The 22,456-nt window shown below is 63.7% G+C and carries 15 protein-coding genes, 1 tRNA gene and 2 riboswitches; of the genes, 10 read left to right on the top strand and 6 right to left on the bottom strand.

What is annotated here, in order from left to right; genetic code table 11:
* Positions 1-33: 33 nt before the first annotated feature.
* Genes pseI through G3O01_RS30210 form a run of 3 tightly spaced genes read left to right on the top strand, consistent with a single transcriptional unit; the run spans position 34 to position 4,411 of the window.
* Positions 34-1,086, top strand: coding sequence for a pseudaminic acid synthase (pseI, locus tag G3O01_RS30220; protein ID WP_205810266.1), 1,053 nt, complete (start codon positions 34-36; stop codon positions 1,084-1,086).
* A complete protein-coding gene (locus tag G3O01_RS30215) occupies positions 1,083-2,369 on the top strand; it encodes a class I SAM-dependent methyltransferase (RefSeq protein ID WP_205810265.1) in 1,287 nt (428 codons plus the stop codon). Before pseI ends, G3O01_RS30215 begins: the two co-directional genes overlap by 4 nt.
* Complete coding sequence (locus tag G3O01_RS30210; protein ID WP_205810264.1) at positions 2,366-4,411, top strand: methyltransferase domain-containing protein; 2,046 nt, start codon at positions 2,366-2,368, stop codon at positions 4,409-4,411. The genes G3O01_RS30215 and G3O01_RS30210 overlap by 4 nt, the downstream gene beginning before the upstream one ends.
* A gap of 109 nt (positions 4,412-4,520) precedes the next feature.
* Here G3O01_RS30210 and gcvP read toward each other — a convergent pair whose 3' ends face one another.
* From gcvP to G3O01_RS30185, 5 genes are all read right to left on the bottom strand, one after another.
* On the bottom strand, positions 4,521-7,451 hold the full coding sequence (gene gcvP, locus G3O01_RS30205) for an aminomethyl-transferring glycine dehydrogenase (protein WP_205810263.1): 2,931 nt from the start codon (positions 7,449-7,451) through the stop codon (positions 4,521-4,523).
* A 79-nt stretch (positions 7,452-7,530) separates the two neighbouring features.
* Complete coding sequence (gcvH, locus tag G3O01_RS30200; protein WP_205810262.1) at positions 7,531-7,911, bottom strand: glycine cleavage system protein GcvH; 381 nt, start codon at positions 7,909-7,911, stop codon at positions 7,531-7,533.
* A gap of 116 nt (positions 7,912-8,027) precedes the next feature.
* Entirely contained in the window at positions 8,028-9,146 is a 1,119-nt protein-coding gene (gcvT, locus tag G3O01_RS30195; RefSeq protein WP_205810261.1) for a glycine cleavage system aminomethyltransferase GcvT, read from the bottom strand.
* Positions 9,147-9,234: 88 nt separating this feature from the next.
* Positions 9,235-9,376: riboswitch (glycine riboswitch) on the bottom strand.
* 49 nt (positions 9,377-9,425) lie between these two features.
* Positions 9,426-9,536: riboswitch (glycine riboswitch) on the bottom strand.
* Between the two features lie 219 nt (positions 9,537-9,755).
* Entirely contained in the window at positions 9,756-10,115 is a 360-nt protein-coding gene (locus G3O01_RS30190) for a hypothetical protein (protein WP_205810260.1), read from the bottom strand.
* Positions 10,116-10,350: 235 nt separating this feature from the next.
* A complete protein-coding gene (locus G3O01_RS30185; RefSeq protein ID WP_205810259.1) occupies positions 10,351-11,400 on the bottom strand; it encodes an oxidoreductase in 1,050 nt (349 codons plus the stop codon).
* A gap of 295 nt (positions 11,401-11,695) precedes the next feature.
* On the opposite strand from G3O01_RS30185, the gene G3O01_RS30180 reads away from it, so the two are divergent.
* Entirely contained in the window at positions 11,696-13,783 is a 2,088-nt protein-coding gene (locus G3O01_RS30180; RefSeq protein ID WP_205810258.1) for a UvrD-helicase domain-containing protein, read from the top strand.
* Between the two features lie 56 nt (positions 13,784-13,839).
* Here the strand turns inward: G3O01_RS30180 and G3O01_RS30175 are convergent, their stop codons facing one another.
* Positions 13,840-14,772, bottom strand: coding sequence for a c-type cytochrome (locus G3O01_RS30175; RefSeq protein WP_205810257.1), 933 nt, complete (start codon positions 14,770-14,772; stop codon positions 13,840-13,842).
* 352 nt (positions 14,773-15,124) lie between these two features.
* Here G3O01_RS30175 and G3O01_RS30170 point away from each other — a divergent pair.
* The 6 genes from G3O01_RS30170 to G3O01_RS30145 all read left to right on the top strand — a co-directional run bounded on the left by G3O01_RS30170 (position 15,125) and on the right by G3O01_RS30145 (position 22,442).
* A tRNA-Arg gene (locus G3O01_RS30170) sits at positions 15,125-15,200 on the top strand.
* A gap of 379 nt (positions 15,201-15,579) precedes the next feature.
* On the top strand, positions 15,580-16,269 hold the full coding sequence (locus G3O01_RS30165; protein ID WP_205810256.1) for a glycosyltransferase: 690 nt from the start codon (positions 15,580-15,582) through the stop codon (positions 16,267-16,269).
* A 32-nt stretch (positions 16,270-16,301) separates the two neighbouring features.
* Positions 16,302-18,422 carry a tetratricopeptide repeat protein gene (locus tag G3O01_RS30160; RefSeq protein WP_205810255.1) on the top strand — a complete coding sequence of 707 codons (2,121 nt, stop codon included), beginning with the start codon at positions 16,302-16,304 and terminating at the stop codon, positions 18,420-18,422.
* The gene (locus G3O01_RS30155; protein ID WP_205810254.1) at positions 18,419-20,302 is read left to right on the top strand and encodes a tetratricopeptide repeat protein; all 1,884 of its coding nucleotides are present in this window, start codon (positions 18,419-18,421) and stop codon (positions 20,300-20,302) included. Before G3O01_RS30160 ends, G3O01_RS30155 begins: the two co-directional genes overlap by 4 nt.
* On the top strand, positions 20,299-21,240 hold the full coding sequence (locus tag G3O01_RS30150) for a UDP-glucuronic acid decarboxylase family protein (RefSeq protein ID WP_205810253.1): 942 nt from the start codon (positions 20,299-20,301) through the stop codon (positions 21,238-21,240). Before G3O01_RS30155 ends, G3O01_RS30150 begins: the two co-directional genes overlap by 4 nt.
* Positions 21,237-22,442 carry a methyltransferase domain-containing protein gene (locus G3O01_RS30145; protein WP_205810252.1) on the top strand — a complete coding sequence of 402 codons (1,206 nt, stop codon included), beginning with the start codon at positions 21,237-21,239 and terminating at the stop codon, positions 22,440-22,442. The genes G3O01_RS30150 and G3O01_RS30145 overlap by 4 nt, the downstream gene beginning before the upstream one ends.
* Positions 22,443-22,456: the final 14 nt, after the last annotated feature.

Raw genomic sequence — 22,456 nt, 5'->3', positions numbered from 1 at the left:
CGGGCCGCGCGGCAAGGCGTGAGGAAACTATCGATGAAAGAAATCAGAATCGCGAACCGGTCCGTCGGCCCCGGCTCACAGCCGTTCGTGATCGCGGAGATGTCCGGCAATCACAACCAGTCGCTCGAACGCGCGCTGGAAATCGTCGAGGCGGCGGCTCGCAGCGGCGCGCACGCGCTCAAGCTGCAAACCTATACGCCGGATACGATGACGCTCGATATCGATGAAGGCGAATTCCATATCGGCGACGAGAACAGCCTATGGGCCGGCAACTCGCTCTATGCGCTGTATCAGCAGGCCTATACACCCTGGGAGTGGCACAAGCCGCTGTTCGATCGTGCGAACGAACTGGGCATGCTCGCTTTCTCGACGCCGTTCGACGAAACGGCCGTCGACTTCCTGGAAACGCTCGACGTGCCAGCGTACAAGATCGCGAGCTTCGAGAACACCGATCTGCCGCTGATCCGGCGTGTCGCCGCGACGGGCAAGCCGATGATCATCTCGACGGGCATGGCGAGCGTCGCGGAACTCGACGAGGCCGTGCGCGCGGCGCGCGGCGCCGGTTGCGAAGACCTGATCCTGCTCAAGTGCACCAGCTCTTATCCCGCTACACCCGAGCACAGCAACATTCGCACGATTCCACATATGCGCGACCTGTTCGGTTGTCAGGTCGGCCTGTCGGATCACACGATGGGTGTCGGCGCGGCTGTCGCCGCCGTCGCGCTCGGTGCAACCGTGGTGGAAAAACACTTCACGCTGCGGCGCGCCGACGGCGGCGTCGACTCGGCGTTTTCGCTGGAACCGGAGGAAATGCGTTCGCTCGTGATCGAAACGGAGCGCGCGTGGCAAGCGCTCGGTCAGGCTACGTACGGCACCAACGAACAGGAGCGCAAATCGATGGTCTTTCGCCGCTCGCTTTACGTGGTCGAGGATGTTGGCGCGGGAGAAGCGCTGACACGCGACAACGTCCGCGCGATCCGGCCTGGACTCGGCATGGCGCCTAAGCATCTGGACACCGTGATCGGCATGACGGCGCGCGCGCCGATCAAACGCGGCACGCCGCTTAACTGGGAAATTCTGAAATGAGCGCACAACCCGAACACGCTGGGCCGCAAGATCGCCAGGATCTGATCCAGTGGAAAACCGACGCCTGGAAAGATCCGGGCATGGTGAACTGGTACTCGAACCGGATGGTTCAGAGCGAGACCACCAACCTGCTGAAGAACGCGGTCGAGGTCAACACGATCCGGCGCCATGCGCGCGGGCCGAAGATCATCGATATCGGCGTCGGGACCGGCCGCGCCGCGTTGCCGCTCGTCGCCGACGGGTACGACGTGATGGGCGTGGACAGCTCGCAGGCTATGCTCGACGAAACGCGGCGCCTCGCGAACGGCGCGCCGATCCGTCTGCAGGTTGGCGACGTCGCGAGCTTGCCTTGCGACGACGCGTCCTTCGACTGCGCCGTCTCTCTGAACGTGCTCGTGCATTTCCCGAACTGGCGCGAAGCGCTGCTCGAATGGAAGCGCGTCGTGCGCCCGGGCGGCCGGATCATTTTCGACATTCACACACAGGATCACGCGGTCGCCGCGTATGGCGCGGACAAATCGCGCTGGCCCGACGCGCTGCGCGCCACTGACGAGGCGGGCAAGTTCGGCCTGTACATGTCGCGCGCAAGTATCGCCGAGCTGGTCGAGTTCGCCGACGCACAAGGCTTCGCAATCGAAACAGTTGTGCCTTACGGTGCATTTCTCGGCGGCGGCAATACGAACTGGCTGCTGTACGAATCGCTCGAGCAAAAGGCGAGCTGGAAGCGCACGCTGTCGTGGTTCGCGCGCGACAAGGGGCTGTTCGATCTGGGGCTGTTCATCGAAGAGGCGATCGTCGCCCATCTCGCGCCGAAGATCGCGGGCCGCATGTTCGTCGTCATGGATAACCGGGCAGACCCTGCCGCCAACGCGCGTTTCGCCGCGGACATGGCCGCGCGCAACACGGCGCTCGATTCGCTCGACGTCGCGCAGCTCGCTCAGTGGCTGCCGCTCGCGCCCGAAGCGATGAGCGTGGAACTGGACAAGCTGCTCAAACCGTTGCGAAGCCGCCATTTCTTCTTCCTGCTGTTTCAGTGCCTGCTCACGCGCTTTCCGAACTTCGAGTTTGGCGGCGCTGTTTCGCCGCAGATGTTGCGCGAACTCTCGACGTGGCTCATCAGCAATGCGCTCGACCAGAAATCGACGGAAATCGCGCGCGGCTGGTCGGCGGGACTCGCGGACAAGTTCAAGGCGGGCACCGACGTGACTGTCGGCACGGAATACAACCTGGTTCGGGCACTGCTGTCCAGATACTTCGGAATTTTTAAAGAGGGCCGACAATGAAGCAGAAGGCCATTATCAGCCTGCTCTGGGGCAAGCACTTCAACGCGCTGCTGCAGTTCCTGCAGATGCATGAGCCGTTGACCATCATCGCACCGCCGACTTCGCTGTCGCCGCAAATGCAGTCGGCGATCACGCAGGCGGGTTGCACGTTCGTGTCGATCGACGCTTTCGCGCAGGACGCGAGCGCGGCGCAGACAGTGAGCGCGGAGACGCAACATCTGCTGGACGTCTTCGAGCGGCACATCCAGCAGCAGCCGGAGTTTTGCGGGTTCGCGGCGGACGCGTCGGACAAGCTGCGTCCGGTCGTGTTCGAGAGCGTCAAAAGCGATCTGCCCGCTACCGTGCAATTGCTCGAATGCCTGAAGCGCGCGGCCGGGCAATACGATATCGCGCTGCTCGCGACCAACGACGACATGACGCGCGTCGGCAAGACAGCGACCGTATGGGCGCGCGCGCAGGGCATTCCGAGTGTGCATGTTGCGCACTCGATCGCGCTCGTCGATCCCTACACGGTGCACAACGAACTGGTCGCGGACAAGCTCGTCGTGTACGGGCAGCGCGGCATCGAGGGATATCGCGACCTGGGCGTCGCACAGGAACGGCTGATTGCGGCTGGCAATCCCGCGTGGGACGTCTATGCGACGCTGCGCAAGCAGAAGCCTTCGTGCCGTCAGCAGTTGAATACGAAGTACGGGCTGAAGCCGGAGTTGCCGCTCGTCGTGTTCGGCACGACGTGGGCTGCGAATCTCAGCGCGCACTGCATCGAGGACATCTATGACGAGTCGGTGCGTGCCTTCATGATCGCGTGCGAAAGCCTGAAAAGGGCGGGCATGCAGATCAACGCCGTGATCAAGGATCGTCCGTCGAACGCGGCGTTCGGCGAGAAGCGTTGCGCCGAAATCCTCGTGAAGCTGGGCGCATCGGGAGACGGCTATTTCTACGCGAGCGACGACACGGAACTGTTCGCTGCGGGTGCCGACGTGCTCGTTGCCGTCGATTCGAACTATCTCGTCGAAGGCATGCTCGCGCACACGCCGGTCGTCAATCTGATGAACACGGCGGGCATGCTGATGGGCCCATGCTTCGAAGCGGAGACGGGTGTCGTCGAAGTCGAGGCGCACGAGCTTGCGTCGGCGCTTCAGCAGATTCTCACCAATCCGGAATTGCGCGCCGGCCTGCTTCAACTCGGCCAGAAACGCGCCGCGCACTACAACCTCAACGATGGCGACGGCATGGCGTCGATGCGGGTCGCGCAGATTCTCGCCGGCTCGGCGAAGGGGCTTGCACCGCGCAAGCAGCGACATGTGTGGCAACAATATCTGGACGTCGAGTCGGGCGAGATTGCCGAGGGCTACCATACGCCGGGCCGTCCGAACCTGGTCGCGATGTATTCGAACGATCCGTCGATCGTGATCGACATCGGCTGTGCAGCGGGCAGCACGGCGGCGTTGATCAAGCAGCGTTTCCCGATGAGCCAGGTGTGGGGCATCGAAATGAATCGCGCGGCCGCGCAACTGGCCGCCAGCAAGATCGATCGCGTGCTGGTCGGCAAGTTCGAGGACTTCGATCTGGAGCGTGAAGGCATTGCGAAGGGAACGCTCGACGGCGTCCTGCTCGCCGACGTGCTCGAACACATGTACAACCCGTGGGACGTGATGGTGAAGCTGCGTCCGTACATGTCGCCGAAGGGCCAACTGGTGTTGAGCATCCCGAACGTGCGCAACCTGATGCTGATGGACGATCTGAGCAAAGGCAAGTGGACCTATGCCGAAGCCGGATTGCTCGATATCACGCATATCCGGTTCTTCACGCTTGCGGAGATCGTCAGGTTCGTCGCGGAGACGGGGTATCGCATCGTGCGCGCGGAACACGCGATCGACGGCAGACTCAGGGACTTCTGGAACCAGAATCAGGCGAACACGGCGCCCATCGAAATCAACATGGACCGGATGAAGCTCAAGGATGTGACGCGCGACGAATTGCTCGAACTGTGTACGATCCAGTTCCATCTGGTGATCGAAAAGGATCCGCTGCAAGGCTGACAAACGCAGCCGGCGTGCAAGCGAAAAAGCCCGGTAACGATCGACTCGTTACCGGGCTTTTGTATTTCAGCTTCGGTTCGCCCGCATCGGGGCGGGCAAACCAGTGTCGTCACTCGTAATCGGCCATAGGCACGCACGAGCAGAACAGATTGCGGTCGCCATATGCGTTGTCGGCACGGCCAACGGGCGGCCAGTACTTCTTCGCGATCAGCGTCGGCAGCGGATACGCCGCCGTTTCACGCGCATAAGCGTGCGTCCACTCGTTCGCGACAACCACAGCCGCCGTGTGCGGTGCGTGCTTCAGCGGATTGTCTTCGCGATCGCTACGGCCTTCTTCGACGGCGCGGATTTCGTTGCGAATCGCGATCATCGCTTCGATGAAGCGATCCAGCTCTTCCTTCGATTCCGATTCGGTCGGCTCGACCATCAGCGTGCCCGGCACCGGGAAGCTCATCGTCGGCGCGTGGAAGCCGTAGTCCATCAGGCGCTTCGCAACGTCGTCAACGCTGATACCGCTCGTTTCCTTGATGGGACGCAGATCGAGAATGCACTCGTGCGCGACCAGTCCGCCCGGGCCCGAGTACAGCACCGGGTAATGCGGCGCGAGCTTGTTCGCGACGTAGTTGGCGTTGAGGATCGCGGTTTCGGTAGCGGCCGTCAGGTTCTTCGCGCCCATCATCGCGATGTACATCCACGAGATCGGCAGGATCGATGCCGAGCCGTACGGCGCAGCGGACACCGCGCCGATGCCGTTCGCATCGCGCTCGTAACCCGTCGAAGTTTGATTCGGCAGGAACTTCGCCAGATGCGCGCCGACAGCGACAGGGCCGACGCCGGGTCCGCCGCCGCCGTGCGGAATGCAGAACGTCTTGTGCAGGTTCAGGTGTGAAACGTCGCCGCCGAACTGGCCCGGCGCCGCGAGGCCGACCATTGCGTTCATGTTCGCGCCGTCCACATACACCTGGCCGCCGTGCGCGTGAACGATCTCGCAGACTTCACGGACGTTCTGTTCGAACACGCCGTGCGTCGACGGATACGTGATCATGATCGCCGCGAGTTTTTCCGAATGCTGTTCGGCCTTCTTCTTCAGGTCTTCGAGATCGACGTTGCCTTGCGCATCGCACGCGACGACGACAACCTGCATGCCTGCCATCTGTGCCGACGCCGGGTTCGTGCCGTGCGCCGAAGCGGGAATCAGGCAGACATTGCGATGACCTTCGCCGCGCGACTCGTGATACGCGTGGATGATCAACAGGCCCGCGTACTCGCCTTGCGAACCGGCATTCGGTTGCAGCGACACAGCCGCATAACCCGTTGCGGCGACCAGCATCTGTTCGAGCTGATCGATCATTTCGCGGTAGCCGACGGTTTGCTCGGCGGGCGCGAACGGGTGAATCTGGCCGAACTCGGGCCACGTGACGGGCAGCATTTCCGACGTCGCGTTCAGCTTCATCGTGCACGAACCGAGCGGGATCATCGAGCGGTCGAGCGCAAGGTCCTTGTCCGACAGGCTGCGCAGATAGCGCAGCATTTCCGTTTCCGAATGATGACGGTTGAACACGTGGTGCGTCAGATACGCGCTCTCGCGTTCGAGCGTTGCGGGGAACGTGTTCGACGCGCCGAGCTTCGCATCGAGTTCATCGATTTGCGGCACGGCTTCGACAAACGCGGCTTGCGCGAATGCGGCGAGCAGATCGGCGAGATCGGCGCGCGTGGTGGTTTCGTCGAGCGACAGGCCGACGCGCGTTTCGCTCACGTGACGCAGGTTAATGCCCTTTGCCGTCGCTGCGTCGTGCAGCGCTTGCGTGCGCGGGCCCGTTTCGAACGTCAGCGTGTCGAAGAACGATTCGTTGACGAGCGTGTAGCCAAGTTGCTTCGCGCCTTCCGCGAGCAGCGCAGCGATGCGGTTCACGCGTTGCGCAATCGTCTTCAGGCCGCGCGGGCCGTGATAGACGGCGTACATGCTGGCCATGATCGCGAGCAGCGCCTGCGCGGTACACACGTTCGACGTCGCCTTTTCGCGGCGGATATGCTGTTCGCGCGTTTGCAGCGCGAGACGCAGCGCGGGGTTGCCCTGCGCATCGACCGTCACGCCGACCAGACGGCCCGGCATCTGACGCTTGAATTCGTCGCGCACGGCGAGATACGCCGCGTGCGGGCCGCCGAAGCCAACCGGCACGCCAAAGCGCTGCGAGTTGCCGACGGCCACGTCCGCACCCCATTCGCCCGGCGGCGTGAGCACGGTTAGCGCGAGCAGATCGGCGGCGGCGACCACGTGGCCGCCCGCTGCGTGGATCGCGTCAGCCAGCGCGCGGTAGTCGCGCACGTCGCCGTTCACGCCCGGATATTGCAGCAGCACGCCGAATGCATTCGACGTTGCAGCATCCGCAGCCGGACCGACCTTCACTTCGATGCCGACTGGCTTCGCGCGCGTCTTCACGACTTCGATGGTTTGTGGCAGCACGTCGTCTGCCACATAGAAAACGTTCGACTTCGACTTGCCGACGCGTTGCAGCAGCGTCATCGCTTCAGCGGCGGCGGTCGCTTCGTCGAGCAGCGATGCGTTCGAGATTGCGAGGCCGGTCAGGTCGACGATCATCTGCTGATAGTTCAGCAGCGCTTCCAGACGGCCTTGCGAGATTTCCGGCTGATACGGCGTGTACGCCGTGTACCAGGCCGGATTTTCGAGCACGTTGCGCAGGATCACCGTCGGCGTGTGGGCGTTGTAATAGCCCTGGCCGATGTACGAGCGGAACACCTGGTTCTTGTCCGCGAGTTCGCGCAGCGCGGCGAGCGCTTCGGCTTCGCTCTTCGGCTGGGCGAAGGGGCCGAGCGGCAGCGCGTCCTGGCGGCGGATCGCCTGCGGAATCACCGCGTCCATCAACGCGGCGCGCGATGCGAAGCCGAGGGCTTCGAGCATCGACTGCTGATCGGCGCCGTCCGGGCCGATATGCCGTTCAGCGAAGGCGTCATGCACTTCGAGCGCGGCGAGCGAGAGGGGAGTGCGGTTCATCAGACGATCCGGGTGTTCGAGCTTCATTGAGTGTTCCTGCTGGCGCGGCGCGCGTTCACGAGTGCAAACGCCGCGCCCTTCGTGGGTAAGTGGCTTGAGCGCTGGCTTATTCGCCGATCGACTTGCCGTAAGCGGCTGCGTCCATCAGACGATCTTCCGACGCACCTGCAGCCGGCTTGATCTTGAACAGCCAGTTGTCGTACGGCGCGGTGTTCACGGCGTCCGGCGTGTCGGCGACGTTCTGGTTTGCCTCGATGATCTCGCCCGACACGGGTGCGTAGATATCGGACGCGGCCTTCACCGATTCGATAACGGCGACCGTGTCGCCAGCCGAGACGGTCTGGCCCAGTTGCTGCACTTCGAAGAAGACGATGTCGCCGAGCGCTTCCTGCGCGTGGTCGGTGATGCCGACCGTCAGCGTGCCGTCTGCTTCGGTGCGGACCCATTCGTGCGATTCGGTGTATTTCAGATCGGCCGGGATGCTCATCGGATGCTCCTATGCGGTAATTCGGTTGATTTAAATGGTGGGACGCACGCGACGCTTTCGTGTCTCGGCTTTGTGTCTGTCAGGTGACGGTGTCGTGACGCGGATCGTATGAACGATCAGCCGACGAGCACTTTGCCGTTGCGCACGAATGGCAGTTTAACCACGCTGGCGGGAAGTGCCTTGTCACGGATCTGAACGTGCACGACGTCGCCCGGCTGCACGCCCTTCGGCACGCGCGCAAACGCAATCGATTCCTGCATGGTCGGCGAGAACGTGCCGCTGGTGATTTCGCCTTCGCCGTTCGGCGTGACGACTTTCTGGTGCGCACGCAGCACGCCCGCTGCCTTGCCGTTGTCCTTGTGCAGGATCAGGCCGACGAACGACGCCTGCGAGCCATCCGCTTCCAGCTTCGCGCGGCCGATGAAATCGCGCGGCGCGGACAGATCGACCGTCCATGCGAGACCGGCGTCGAGCGGCGACACGTTGTCGTCCATGTCCTGACCGTAGAGGTTCATGCCCGCTTCGAGGCGCAGCGTGTCGCGCGCGCCGAGACCGGCCGGGCGCACGCCTTGCGCCTGCAGCGCGTTCCACAGCGCTTCGACGTGATCGGCGGGAACGATGATTTCGAAACCGTCTTCGCCCGTGTAGCCGGTGCGCGCAACGGTCAATTCGCCGAACGGCGTATCGGTGACGCGCGCGGCGTTGAAGGGTTTCAGCGCTTCGCTGGCGGCGCGGGCATGCGGCACCGTCGCCCAGACTTTTTCGCGCGCGTTCGGGCCTTGCACGGCGACGATCGCGTAGTCGCGGCGCGGTTTGATGGTCAGGCCGAAGCCTTCTTCGTCATTGAGCTTGCTGAACCACGCGACGTCTTTCTCAGCCGTACCGGCATTCACGACGACGCGGAAATGATCTTCGCCGAAGTAATAGACGATCAGATCGTCGATCACGCCGCCTTCGGGATTGAGCAGACAGGAGTAGAGCGCCTTGCCGGGCGTTTGCAGCTTGCCGACGTTGTTCGCCAGCGCGCGCTCGAAGAAAGCGCGCACGCGTTGACCGGTGAAATCGACCACGCACATATGGGACACGTCGAACATGCCGGCGTCGGTGCGCACGGCGCGATGCTCTTCGATCTGCGAGCCGTAGTTGACGGGCATGTCCCAGCCGCCGAAATCTACCATGCGGGCATTGAGCGCACGGTGCGTGGCGTGGAGCGGGGTGTGTTTGAGTTCGGTCATCGGGGCCTCGGGCATCGCTAAACAGGAAAGGCCATGCGGCGAAACCCCTCGCGGCCTGATCCCATCTCGGGCCAACGAGCGATAACTGCATGCCCCCTCTGTCCTCGGTACCTGAGAGATTGCGCTGCCGCCAGCGAGTGCTGACGTGCGTGGCGCGCGCCCCTTCGGTGGGCAGCCTGCGCGTGCGGTTTAGTGCACCGGCGCTACTGCCGCTCTCCAGAGTGCGAAAAACGGACGCTCATTCGATTGGGGTCGTGTGACCGGAAGACGAGCGGGTTTTTCGACGCGGTCGGTCCTTTTGCCTGAGAGTTTGCGGGTGTGCCCCTTCGGCGGCGCTGGCTGCTGATCGATCAGACGACAGCAAACAGCACGCTCTCCCGACGCGTGCGGCGAATGTACGCGAGGCCCGAGGGGTTGTCAAATTGCGACATAGAGGCCATGTCCGGCTTGCGTCGCGGGGGTGCGACGATATGCCTGCGGTCAAAAATGACGCCCCAAAATCGGGCAGACTGGCGGTCGCGCCTGCGCGCTCGCTGGGCGCAATAACGTGAGCGCAAAAGAAGCGCGGACCCATGCCTGGCCCGCGCTCTGGAAGTGCAAATCAGCCGGTCAGCGGTTGATCGCCGCCGCCGCCGTATCCAGCTCCTGATTCAGCACGCGCTGTTCGTCGCCGTTCAGACCGCCGCCATGCTGCGCGGCCATGTCGCGCGCTTCCTGGCGGATCGTATCGAGCCGGTGATGCAGCGCTGCACCTTCGGGCGGCGGATAGTGACCCTGGTTCACGCGCGAGTCGATGTTGCGGCCCATATTGTCGATGCGGCCGTTGACCTGTTCGAATCGGCGCACGGCCATTTCGTGCGGACTCACCGTCGGACCCGGCTCAGAGATCTGCCTTGACGGCGGCGCCACGCACGCGGCAAGCGACAAAACCAGCGCACCACAGCCAAGCGCGCGGACGATACGTTGCATAAAAGTTTTCTCCTTTCGACGATGGCCCGTGGCGGCCGCCGGCCGATACGGCACGACGCGGAACACGGGCGGCGCGCAGTCACGCCACGAGGCCCGATCTTGCGGTGGCCTGATGTCGGCGGAAACTGCGGCGGGAAAGGGTTCGCGCGCGGCGAACCCTCGATGGCGCAATGAAGGCTGGCGCGAGTCCAGCCTCAAGCAAAGCAAAACGCAAAGGCGGAATGTTATCCGCTTGTCACGCGCCGCGCCGGAACGGCAGACGCACGCCTTCCTGTTCGCTGCGGTTCGCCAGTTCGATGATGGCCATGACGTCCACGGCGTCATCGGCGCTGACCGGGAACGGCGCGCCGTCCTGAATCGACGCAGCCAGCGCGCGGTAAAACTCAACATAGGCGCCGTCGCGGGTCGGCAGTTCGCGCTGCACTTCCTGCTCGCCTTCGAGCACGCGCAACGCACCTGCCTCATTGCCGCCGCCAAAACCGGCATCGCCTGGGCGCAGGCCCGCTTTCAGCTGATCTTCCTGCGTATCCAGCCCGTATTTCACGTAACTGCCGCGCGTGCCGTGAATCGTGTAGCGCGGCGCGACGATCGCCGTCAGCGCGCTCGCGTGCAGCACCACTTCGAAATTCGCGTAGCCGAGCAGCAGATGCACGTAATCCGGCGCGCTCGCGTTGTCGCGATACGCCTTCACCGTCGCATAAACCGTGTCGGGCGCGCCGAACAGCGTCAAGGCTTGATCGATCAGATGCGGGCCGAGATCGAACAGGAGACCGCCGCCGCGCGATGCCTCTTCACGCCACCGTTGCCGGATGCCCGGACGAAACCGGTCGAAGTGCGATTCGAAGTGCGTGACGCGCCCCAGTTCGCCGCTTGCGATCAGATCGCGCACTGTCATGAAATCGCCGTCCCAGCGGCGGTTGTGGAACGGCGCGAACAGCAGCCCTTTGCTTTTCGCGAGATCGGCGAGCGTGCGCGCATCGGCGGAACTGAGCGTGACGGGTTTATCGACCACGACGTGCTTGCCCGCTTCGAGCGTGCGGCGCGCGAGGTCGAAGTGCGTGTCGTTCGGCGTCGCGATCACAATGCATTCGATGTCGGTCAGCGCGAGCAGCGCGTCGATGTCGGCGACGATCGTGGCGTTCGGATAGTCGGCGCGCGCCTTGTCCGGCTGGCCCGTGGCGATCGCCGCGACGCTCGCGCGTCCGCAATGTTCGATCACCGGCGCGTGAAACGTGGCACCCGCGAAACCGTAGCCCATCAAGCCAATTTTCAGCGATGAAGACATGCGTGTTCCCTGCAAAAGCGGCGCGCCGCGGTGGCGGCGTGCAACGCCGTAATTGTTACACGGACACCTTTCGTCGCTCGATCGGCGCGCGGGCGGCATCGTCCGGATGGCGTAAGACGAGGCATCGGGAAGGTCATTCGTGTTAACATCGCGGCTCTCACGCGAACGGCAAAAAGCGCATGGAATCAATTGCGTGGCGCATTTCGCCACGATGCGCAGCGTGTGCCGTCCCGCTGCATGTTCCCCGGGCATTCCTCGTGAATCGCGCCCTCAAACGTTTACTCATCCACACACGATGTCCGCAGGCCTGAATTCCGCCCAAAGCGAAGCGGTGCGCTATCTCGACGGTCCCTGCCTCGTGCTCGCAGGCGCGGGCAGCGGCAAAACGCGCGTGATTACGCAGAAGATCGCGCATCTGATCGAAAACAAAGGCTTCGAGCCGCGCCATATTGCCGCTGTCACGTTCACGAACAAGGCCGCGGCGGAAATGCGCGAGCGCGTGGGCAAGCTGCTCGAAGGCAAGACGCTCAGTGCGCCCGGCAAGGAAGGCCGCAAGGTGCCCGTCAATCAGCTGACGGTGAGCACCTTCCACTCGCTCGGCGTGCAGATTCTGCGTCAGGAGGCAGAGCACGTCGGCCTGAAACCGCAGTTCTCGATCATGGATTCCGACGACTGCTTCGGCATGATCCAGGAGCAGGTCGGCTCGACGGATAAAGGTTTTATCCGCAAGATCCAGACGATCATCTCGCTGTGGAAGAACGGCCTCATCATGCCGGAAGAGGCGATGGCGATCGCGTCGAACGAGGACGAGCATCAGGCGGCAATTGTCTATCGCAATTACGTCGCGACGCTGCACGCCTATCAGGCCGTCGATTTCGACGATCTGATCCGCCTGCCCGCCGAACTGTTCAAGAACAACGAGCAGGTGCGCGAACGCTGGCAGAACAAGCTGCGCTATCTGCTGATCGACGAGTATCAGGACACCAACGCGTGCCAGTACGAACTGGTGAAGCTCCTGGCCGGTCCGCGTGCCGCCTTCACGGCCGTTGGCGACGACGATCAGGCGATCTACGGCTGGCGCGGCGCGACGCTCGAAAATCTCGCGCAGCTCGGCAAGGACTTTCCGAAGCTGCACCTGATCAAGCTCGAGCAGAATTACCGCTCGACGGTGCGCATCCTGACGGCCGCGAACAACGTGATCGCGAACAACCCGAAGCTGTTCGAGAAGAAGCTGTGGTCCGAGCACGGCATGGGTGACTCCATCACCGTCACAGGCTGCAACGACGAAGAGCATGAGGCGGAGTCGGTCGTGTTCCGCCTGTCGGCGCACAAGTTCGAGCGGCGCGCGCAGTTCCGCGATTACGCGATCCTGTATCGCGGCAACTTTCAGGCGCGCATCTTCGAACAGGTGCTGCGCCGCGAGCGGATTCCGTATGTGCTGTCGGGCGGTCAGTCGTTCTTCGACAAGGCCGAGATCAAGGACCTTTGCGCTTATCTGCGCCTGATCGCGAATGCTGACGACGATCCCGCGTTCATCCGCGCGATCACGACGCCGCGCCGCGGCGTCGGCAACACGACGCTCGAAGCGCTCGGCGCGTTCGCCGGCCAGGCGAAGGTATCGCTATTCGAAGCCGTCTACATGGGTGGCCTCGAGGCACGGCTGTCGGCGCGTCAGGTCGAGCCGTTGCGAATGTTCTGCGATTTCATGCAGCGTCTGCGAGATCGCGCTGAGCATGATCCCGCCAGCACCGTGCTCGACGACCTGATGGAAGCGATCCACTACGAAGCCTACCTGTACGACGCATTCGACGAGCGCCAGGCTCAGGCGAAATGGCAAAACGTGCTGGAGTTCCTGGAATGGCTGAAGCGCAAGGGCACGAAGCCTGAACCGGCAGCGGGCTCGGAACAGACCGGCTTCGACACCGCTGACGGTCTCACCGACACCGGCAAGAACCTGCTCGGACTGATTCAGACTGTCGCGTTGATGTCGATGCTCGAAGGCAAGGATGAAGATCCCGATGCGGTGCGGCTGTCGACGGTGCATGCGTCGAAGGGACTGGAATATCCACACGTGTTTCTGGTCGGCGTCGAGGAAGGCATCATGCCGCATCGCGGCGGCACGGAAGACGACGGTCCGATCGACGACGAGCGCATCGAGGAAGAACGCCGGCTGATGTATGTCGCGATCACGCGCGCGCAGCGCAGCCTGCATCTGAACTGGTGCAAGAAGCGCAAGCGGGCGCGCGAAACGGTGGTGTGCGAGCCGTCGCGCTTCATTCCTGAAATGGGCCTCGACGAAGCGCCGCCGCCGACGCCGGAAGAGGCGCCGATGTCGCCGAAGGATCGGTTGGCGAGCCTGAAGGCGTTGTTGCAGAAGCCATAAAAAATCCCCGCTCAAAGCGGGGATTTTTGTTTGCGTCCGAGAAAGATGCGCGTTGCTTATTTCGACGCGTTGACCATGTAGTCGACGGCGGCTTTCACGTCGGCATCCGACGCGTTCGATCCGCCCTTCGGCGGCATCGCGCCCTTGCCGTGCAGCGCGTAGTTGTAGACGGTTTCCATCGGCTCTTTCAGGCGCGGCGCCCAGGCTTCCTTGTCGCCGAACTTCGGCGCGTTCAGGACGCCAGCCGCGTGGCAGGCCTGACAGACCTGCTGATACAGGGCCTTGCCCGCCTGCGATGCGTCTGCGCTCTGTGTCGCGGGCGCCGCGGCTTGCGGCACGTTGGCCATGGCCGCCATCGCAGCGGCAGCCTGCGCGCCGGCTGCGTCGGAAGCGCCTGCTGCACCCGAAGCACCCGAAGCCGCCTCGGCGCCGGAAGCCGCTGCTGCGCCCGAAGCGCCCGCCGGAGCGGCGGCCGGCTGACCCGGCACGGGTTTCGGCGGATCTTCGAACTTCGCGCCGGCGTTGTTCGCCATGTACGCGACGGCGCGGCCGATCTCGTAATCGCTGTAATCGTCCGGGCTCGTGCCGCCGCGCGCGGGCATCGCGCCCTTGCCCGCCAGCGCGTTGTGCCACAGCGAGTCGAAACCTTCGGCGATGCGCGGCGCCCAGTCGCCCGTGTTGGTGAACTTCGGCGCGCCTGCCGCGCCCGACGCATGACACGCCGAGCAGACTGCCTTGTAGACTTCCTCGCCCGTCTTGTAGACGCGCGGCGCATTGGCATCGCGGATTTCGACCTGGGCGAGCGGTGCGGTGCGCGCGTCGACAGCGGCGTCGGACAGACCATCGGTGCCCGCGCCCGTGCGGGTCGAGTTGTCGACGTAATAGGCGAGCAGAATGATGATGATGATGGGGACAGCAAAGCCAGCGATGACTGCGGCGATCAGCTGTCCGGGCGTCTTGATCGGGGCTCCGTGTGGTGCTTCGCTCATGCTTGTCTCGTCTCCCGTGGGTATTGTGAGCGGTACAGCGCGACGGCAACATCTTGTTCTTGATCAGCCACGGACGATTATAGACGGAAGGTTTCGGCGTCGGCGAGCGGGCCCGGAAGGTGTTCAGTAGGCGTTTACGCGAACATTTTCGGTGTTTATGCGGTAAATCCGGGTGTCGGGTTCATGACGGTGCGTGCCAGGGGAACCGGACGCCGGCGCGGCGCGCCTTGCCGAGCCGGGCGCTGGGCGGGTTCGCGGTGGACGGGCCGCACGAAACCGGGTATGCTCTCGGTCTCGCTTTGGCGCCGCATCTCGCATCAACCGTGTGATTTTGCAGCGCTTTTTGCCGAATGCGCCCGTAGCTCAATGGATAGAGTACTGCCCTCCGAAGGCAGGGGTTGCTGGTTCGATCCCAGCCGGGCGCGCCAAGAACGCATCATGCGTGGTGGCTCAAACTGAAGTAACTGCAGTATGTGCAGCAGGCTGCCACCCGCCGCCATCCAGAACCCGCCCCGAGCGGGTTTTTTTACGCCGTCTGCCTGCGCATCCCTCCGCGCAACGGTCTCCACGCTATCCCCGCCGCTTCAGCACAGTCCGCCGAAATACGGCCATTAACTCCATCTGATCCACCAATCACCCTCTCGGCACCGCGGACAGAATAGCGCCACGGTAGCTCATTGCGGGTCGAGTTGCCGTTGAAGCCGGTGCGTGGCATGCCGGCAGCGCGTGTGTCCGACAGCGCAGAGCGCCGCTGTCGCGCGCGCCAGCCCACGCGCTCGTTCGACTCTTTTCCAGTATTCGGCTTTCATGAAACCCATTCGCCTGGTTTGCGGCACACGCGCCTCGTACGACGACTTCTCGCAGAACACCGCACTCGGCCGCTCGCTCTCACTGTTTCGCCACGCGAGCCCGCCGCAGTTGATGCTGTTCGACAACAACCGGGCCGGTCTTTCGTCGATCTACAACTACGCGATCGAACAGTCCCGCAACGACCCGGCAATCCTCGTGTTTTTGCACGACGATCTGCATCTGTGCGACTTCTACTGGATGGACCGCATCCGCGAAGCCATCACGCAGTTCGATATCGTCGGTCTGGCGGGCAACACGCGCCGGTTGCCGGGCCAGCCGTCGTGGTTCTTCAGGGATGCGTCGTTCACCCGCGATGATGCGCAGTATCTGAGCGGCGTCGTCGGGCACGGCAGCGGTTTCCCGTGCACGAACATGTCGATCTACGGGCCGCCCGGACGCGAATGCAAACTGCTCGACGGCCTGTTCCTCGCTGCCGATAGCGAGCGTCTGATTGCCAGCGGCCTCACGTTCGACGAGCGCTTCGACTTTCACTTCTACGACCTCGACTTTTGCCGCCAGGCCGAATCGCGTGGACTGCGCATGGGAACGTGGCCGCTGAGCATCGTCCACGAAAGCGGTGGATCGTTCGGCAGCCCCGCATGGCGCGGCGGCTACGAGCGCTACATGCAGAAGTACATGGGCGTGTGAGCGCTAGTACCAGCGCGAATTCAGAAGCTCCCATGCAAATGCCAGCCGACCACGAGTCATGCACGAGCGGCGACGTCCCGAAGGACGGGACGCCGCACGCGCCGTCGCTTGCGTTCGATGCCGGCGCCGTACTGCAAGCCGCATTCGCACATCACCAGGCGGGCCGCACGGCGCAAGCCGCCGAGTGCTACAAGCAGATTCTCCAGCGCGACGCAGCGCACGCCGATGCAATGCATTTTCTCGGTGTGCTCGCGTGCGACGTCGGCAATCTGCCTGCGGGGATCGACCTGATCGAAAAGTCGATCCAGCTGCTGCCAAACGCGATCTATCTGAACAACCTCGGCAACATGCGCGGACGCGCGCGCGATCATCAGGGCGCGATTGCCGCGTATCGCGCGGCGTTATCGCTTGCGCCCGATTACGCAGAGGCGCACAGCAACCTCGGCTACACGTTGCGCGAAGCGGGCGACCCGCAGGCTGCCGTCGACAGTTGCGCACAAGCGACCCGGCTCAAGCCTGACCATGCGCAGGCCTGGATCAATCTCGGCAACGCGCTGCTCGATCTGGGCAGCGACGAAGGGGCGCTCGACAGCTATATCAAAGCGCTGGCGCTGAATCCGAACGATGCCAACGCGCACAACAACGTCGGCAACATCCTCGAAAAGTACGGTCAGGCCGCGGGCGCTGCCGACGCATATCAGCGCGCGCTGGCCTTGGAACCGGGACGCGCGTCGCTGCACAACAACCTCGGCAACGTGCTGCGCGATCAGGGCCTGCTCGATCAGGCGACGGCGAGCTACCGGCAGGCGGTCGCGCTCGATCCCGGCTTTGCACAGGCGCACAGCAATCTGCTGCTGTTGCTCAACACGCGGCCCGACATGAGCCTGCGCGAACAGTTCGACGAAGCGTGCGCGTTCGGCCAGCGTCAGGCTGCGAAGGCGCAGCACGTCGAGCACCTGGCGCTCTCGGGTAAGACGGCGAAGCGCCTGCGTGTCGGCTTCGTGTCTGGCGATCTGAACTCACATCCGGTCGGCTTTTTTCTCGAAAGCGTGCTCGGGCATCTGGACCGCGAGCGCATCGAACCTGTCGCCTACGCGACGCGCGAGCGTGACGATGCGGTGTCGAAGCGTCTGATGCCGCAGTTCAGCGCGTGGCACGACATCTCGCGGCTCGACGACGAAGCTTGCGCGCGCCGGATCCACGACGACGCGATCGACATTCTCGTCGATCTGTCGGGCCACACGAATCACAACCGCCTGCCGGTGTTCGCGTGGAAACCCGCGCCCGTTCAGGCAACGTGGCTCGGCTACTTCGCGACGACAGGCCTCACTTCGATCGATTACGTGATCGCGGACAGGCACGTGCTGCCCTTGAGCGAAGCGTCGCAATTCGTCGAAACACCGTGGTATCTGCCCGACAGCTATCTGTGCTTCACCCCGCCGCCTTTCGGTATCGAGGTGGGCGTTTTGCCATCGAGCGCGAACGGCGCAATCACGTTCGGCTGCTTCAATCATCTGGTAAAGCTCAACGATGCCGTGGTCGCGTTGTGGGCGCGTGTGCTCGACGCCGTGCCGCAATCGCGTCTGTTGTTGAAGACACGCCAGCTCGACGACCCGGCGGTGCAAGCGGCCACGCTCGAACGGTTCGCCGCGCACGGCATCCACGCAACGCGTCTGGTTCTCGAAGGACAGTCGCCGCGCGCCGAACTGCTTGCAGCCTATAACCGCGTCGACATCGCGCTCGATCCATTCCCCTACGCAGGCGGCACCACGAGCGTCGAAGCGCTGTGGATGGGCGTGCCCGTCCTGACGCGGCGAGGCGAGCGTTTCCTGTCGCATGTCGGCGAGAGCATCGTGAGCACGGCAGGCCTGTCCGAATGGATCGCAGCGGACGACGACGACTACGTCGCCCGAGCCGTGCGCTTCAGCACACAGCGGCATCAGCTGGCCGCACTCAGAAGCACGTTGCGCGAGCGCCTGCTGGCATCGCCGCTATGTGACGCGCCGCGTTTTGCGCGGCATCTCGAAGACGCATTTCACGGCATGTGGGCGCACCGCGTCGCATGCCTTCATGCCAACAACGGGCTGTCTGCCCAACCGGATCGACCTTCATCAGGAGACGCCCGCGCGTGCGCGGAGCGCAATTTCGCATGACAGACTTCAATCAGAACCACAACGGCTCCTGGCAGCGCATTCCCGTGCCCGCCAACTTCGGCGCGGCGCCGCAGCCGCAAGCGGCACCCGACTCCGCTGCGCAGGAGCGTATCGCGTCGATGCTGCAGGCAGCCGTCGCGCATCATGAGGGAGAGCGCTTCGACGAAGCGGAAACGCTGTATCGCGAGATTCTCGCGCTCGACCCCAATCACGCCGACGCGATGCATCTGCTCGGCCTGATCGCGCACGAGTTCGGCCAGTATCAGACAGCCAGCGATCTGATCATGGCGGCGATCACGCGCAACCCGCAGGCGTTCTACTTCTACAACCTCGGCAACGTGATGCAGGCGAACAACCGGCCTGCCGCCGCCGCCGAGTGTTTCCGTCAGGCCATTGCGCTGCAGCCGGAGTACATCGACGCGCACAACAATCTCGGCAACGCGCTGCGTGCGCTGAAGGATCACCACGGCGCCGTGCAGTCGTTCTGCCAGGCAATCAACCTGAAGCCGGACCATGCGCGCGCGTACAACAACCTCGCGAACACGCTGATGGAACTCGACGAGCTCGACGGGGCCATCGAAGCGTGGCAGACGGCAAGCGCGCTACGCCCCGATTTCGCCGAGCCGCGCAGCAATCTGCTGTTCGCACTGAACTACAGATCGCAGACCACGCCGCAAGCGTATCTCGAAGAAGCGCTGCGCTTCGGCGAGGCGGTTGAAGCGCGTGCAAAGCCGTTTGCGACGTGGCTCGTCGATGCGGGTTCGCGCGCGGACCGTCCGCTGCGTGTCGGCATCGTGTCGGGCGATCTAAAGGAGCATCCTGTCGGATACTTCATCGAAAGCGTGCTTGCGAAGCTCGATGCGTCGCGCGTGCAAGTGGTGGCCTATCCGACCCGTGACGTCGAAGACGAACTCACGGCGCGCATCAAGCCGGCGTTTTCCGCGTGGACGAGCCTTGCCGGCGTCAGCGACGAGGCGGCCGCGCAGCGTATTCGCAGCGATGGCATCGACATCCTGATCGACGCGTCGGGCCACAGCACGCATAACCGTCTGCCGCTCTTTGCGTGGAAGCCGGCGCCTGTTCAGGTCAGCTGGCCGGGCTACTTCGCGAGCACGGGCGTGCGCGCGATCGACTACATCCTCGGCGACGCGCATGTGCTGCCCGAAGCGGAAGCGGCGCACTTCGTCGAAAAGCCGTGGCGTCTGCCTGACAGCTATCTGTGCTTTACGCCGCCCGCCGGCTCCGTCGATACGGGTACGCTGCCGATGCTCACGAACGATCACGTTACGTTCGGCTACTTCGGCAACGTGACGAAGGTCACGGACCATGTGATCGGCGTGTGGTCGACGCTGCTGCAGAACGTGCCGGGCTCGCAGCTGTTCCTCAAGTCCGGTCAGTTCGACGACGCGCATGTGCGCGATTCGTTCGTCAGCCGTTTTGCGGCACGCGGCGTTGCGGCGTCGCGGCTGATTGTCGAAGGGCGCTCGGCGCGCAATCAGTACCTCGCGGCCTACCGGCGCGTCGACATGATGCTGAGCCCGTTCCCGTATGGCGGCGGCACGACGACAGCGGAAGCGTACTGGATGGGCGTGCCCGTGCTGGTGCGCCAGGGCGATCGCTTCGTCACGCACATCGCGGAAACGATGGCTCACACGGCGGGCCTCGCCAACTGGATCGCACAAGACGATGCTGCCTACGTCGAAAAGGCGATGGCCTTCGCTGCCGATCGCGAATACCTGTCCGCGTTGCGCGGCAGTCTGCGCGCGCAGCTCCTCGCGTCGCCGCTGTGCGATGCGGGACGTTTTGCGCGCAATCTGGAAGCGGCGCTGCACGGCATGTGGGAACAGCGCGTCAAGCAGCGCGCGGAGGCGGCGCAGTGAGTGCCCAGTCGGTCCTGATTACGGGCGGCGCGGGTTTTCTCGGCTCGCATCTGTGTGACCGGCTGGTGGCGGCCGGTCACGACGTGATGTGCGTCGACAACTTTCACACGGGCAGCAAGCAGACCATTCACCACCTGATCGGCAAGGTGAATTTCGAAGTGATTCGTCACGACGTGTGGCTGCCGCTCTACGTCGAAGCGGACCGCGTGTTCAACATGGCGTGTCCTGCCAGCCCCGTCCATTACCAGAGCGATCCCGTCTCGACGGTGAAGACGGCGGTGCTCGGCGCGATCAACATGCTCGGCCTCGCGAAGCGTTGCGGCGCGCGCATCCTGCAGGCATCGACCAGCGAAGTCTATGGCGACGCGCAGCAGCATCCGCAGCCGGAAACGTACTGGGGCAATGTGAACCCGAACGGGCCGCGCGCGTGCTACGACGAAGGCAAGCGCTGCGCAGAGACGCTGTTCTTCGACTATCACCGGCAGCACGGCGTCGATATCCGTATCGCGCGCATCTTCAATACGTACGGCCCGCGCATGCGTCCCGACGATGGCCGCGTGGTGTCGAACTTCATCATGCAGGCGCTGCAAGGCGAGCCGATCACGCTATACGGCGACGGCAGCCAGACGCGCTCGTTCTGCTATGTCGACGATCTCGTCGAAGGGCTGATGCGGCTGATGGAACACGAAGGCGAACCGGGGCCGTTCAACATCGGCAATCCGAGCGAAATCACGATCCGCGAACTGGCGGAAACGGTGCTGCGCCTCACGTGCTCGCGCTCGCGCATCGAATACCGGCCGCTGCCATCGGATGATCCCGTGCAAAGGCGCCCCGACATCGCGAAGGCTCGCCAGCATCTCGACTGGGAGCCGGGCGTGATGCTCGAAGACGGTCTCAAGGAGACCATCGCGTACTTCAAAAAGGTAGTGAAGCAATGAGTTGCGATCTGATCGAAGCGATTTGCCCAGTTTGCTCGAACACGGTTGCTGCGCGCTTTTTCCCGGCGGGTGAGCAGACGCTGGCCACGCTTGCCTGGCCGGATTCGGCGCATGCTGCGCAAGCGTTGCCGCGTCATGCGCAGGATTTCGTGCAGTGTCCGTCGTGCACGCACGTATGGAATCACCGCTTCAAATACGACGCGATTCCGTACCAGAGCAATCCGAACCGGATGTTCAACAGCGGCAGCATCTGGAAAGGCCATCTCGCGAACACGCGCGATCTCGTGCTGTCGCAGCTGCCTGAAGCGCCGAACGTCGTCGAGATTGGCTGCGGCGAAGGGCACTTCGTGCGCGGTCTCGCGCAGGCGAAGCCGAAAGGCCGCTTTGTCGGCTTCGATCCGAATGCAACGCCTGAAACAGGACTTGGCGTGGAGTTTCATCCGCGTCTGTTCGAGCCGCTCGCTGACATGAAGGCGTTTCAGCCCGACGCGGTTGTGATCCGTCATGTGCTCGAGCATCTGACGGAACCGGCGCGGCTTGTCGAGGCGCTCGCCTGGGGCGCGGCGTCGGCGGGCAAGGATGCGTGGCTGTTCGCCGAAGTGCCGTGTATCGACCGCGTGTTCGAGACGCAGCGTCTCGCCGACTTCTTCTACGAACACGTGTCGCACTTCACGACGGAATCGTTCCGTGCGCTGATGTCGCGTGCCGGTGAAATCGTGACGCTCGATCACGGCTACGACGGCGAAGTCGTCTATGCGCTCGTCAAGCTCGCGGTGCCTGCACACGCTCGCTCGCGCGCGGAAGCGGCGACGCGTTTTGCCGCGCGCACCGTCACGAGCCGCGCGACGATTGCGCAGCAATTGTCGCAACTCAGCGAGACCGGCCAGCGTGTGGCGATCTGGGGCGGCACGGGCAAGGCGGCGGCGTTCATCCACCATTTCGGCGCGGACGCAAAGCGCTTTCCGCTCGTGGTCGATTCGGACCCTGGCAAGGTCGGCACCTTCGTGCCCGGCACGGGCCAGCGTATCGAATTCCGCGACGTGCTCAAGCAGACGGATGTCGACGTGATCGTGATCCCGACGCAATGGCGCGCGCGCGACATCATCGCTGAAATGACGCGTGAAGGCATTGCAACGAAGCGCGTGATGATCGAGCACGAGGGCGGCCTCGTCGATTTCTTTGCGCACGCGCATCCGTACTGAGCGAGCCCGGGACG

Source organism: Burkholderia sp. Ac-20365 (assembly GCF_017104715.1).
Classification (GTDB): domain Bacteria; phylum Pseudomonadota; class Gammaproteobacteria; order Burkholderiales; family Burkholderiaceae; genus Paraburkholderia.
This window is presented reverse-complemented; position numbering and strand designations above follow the sequence as displayed.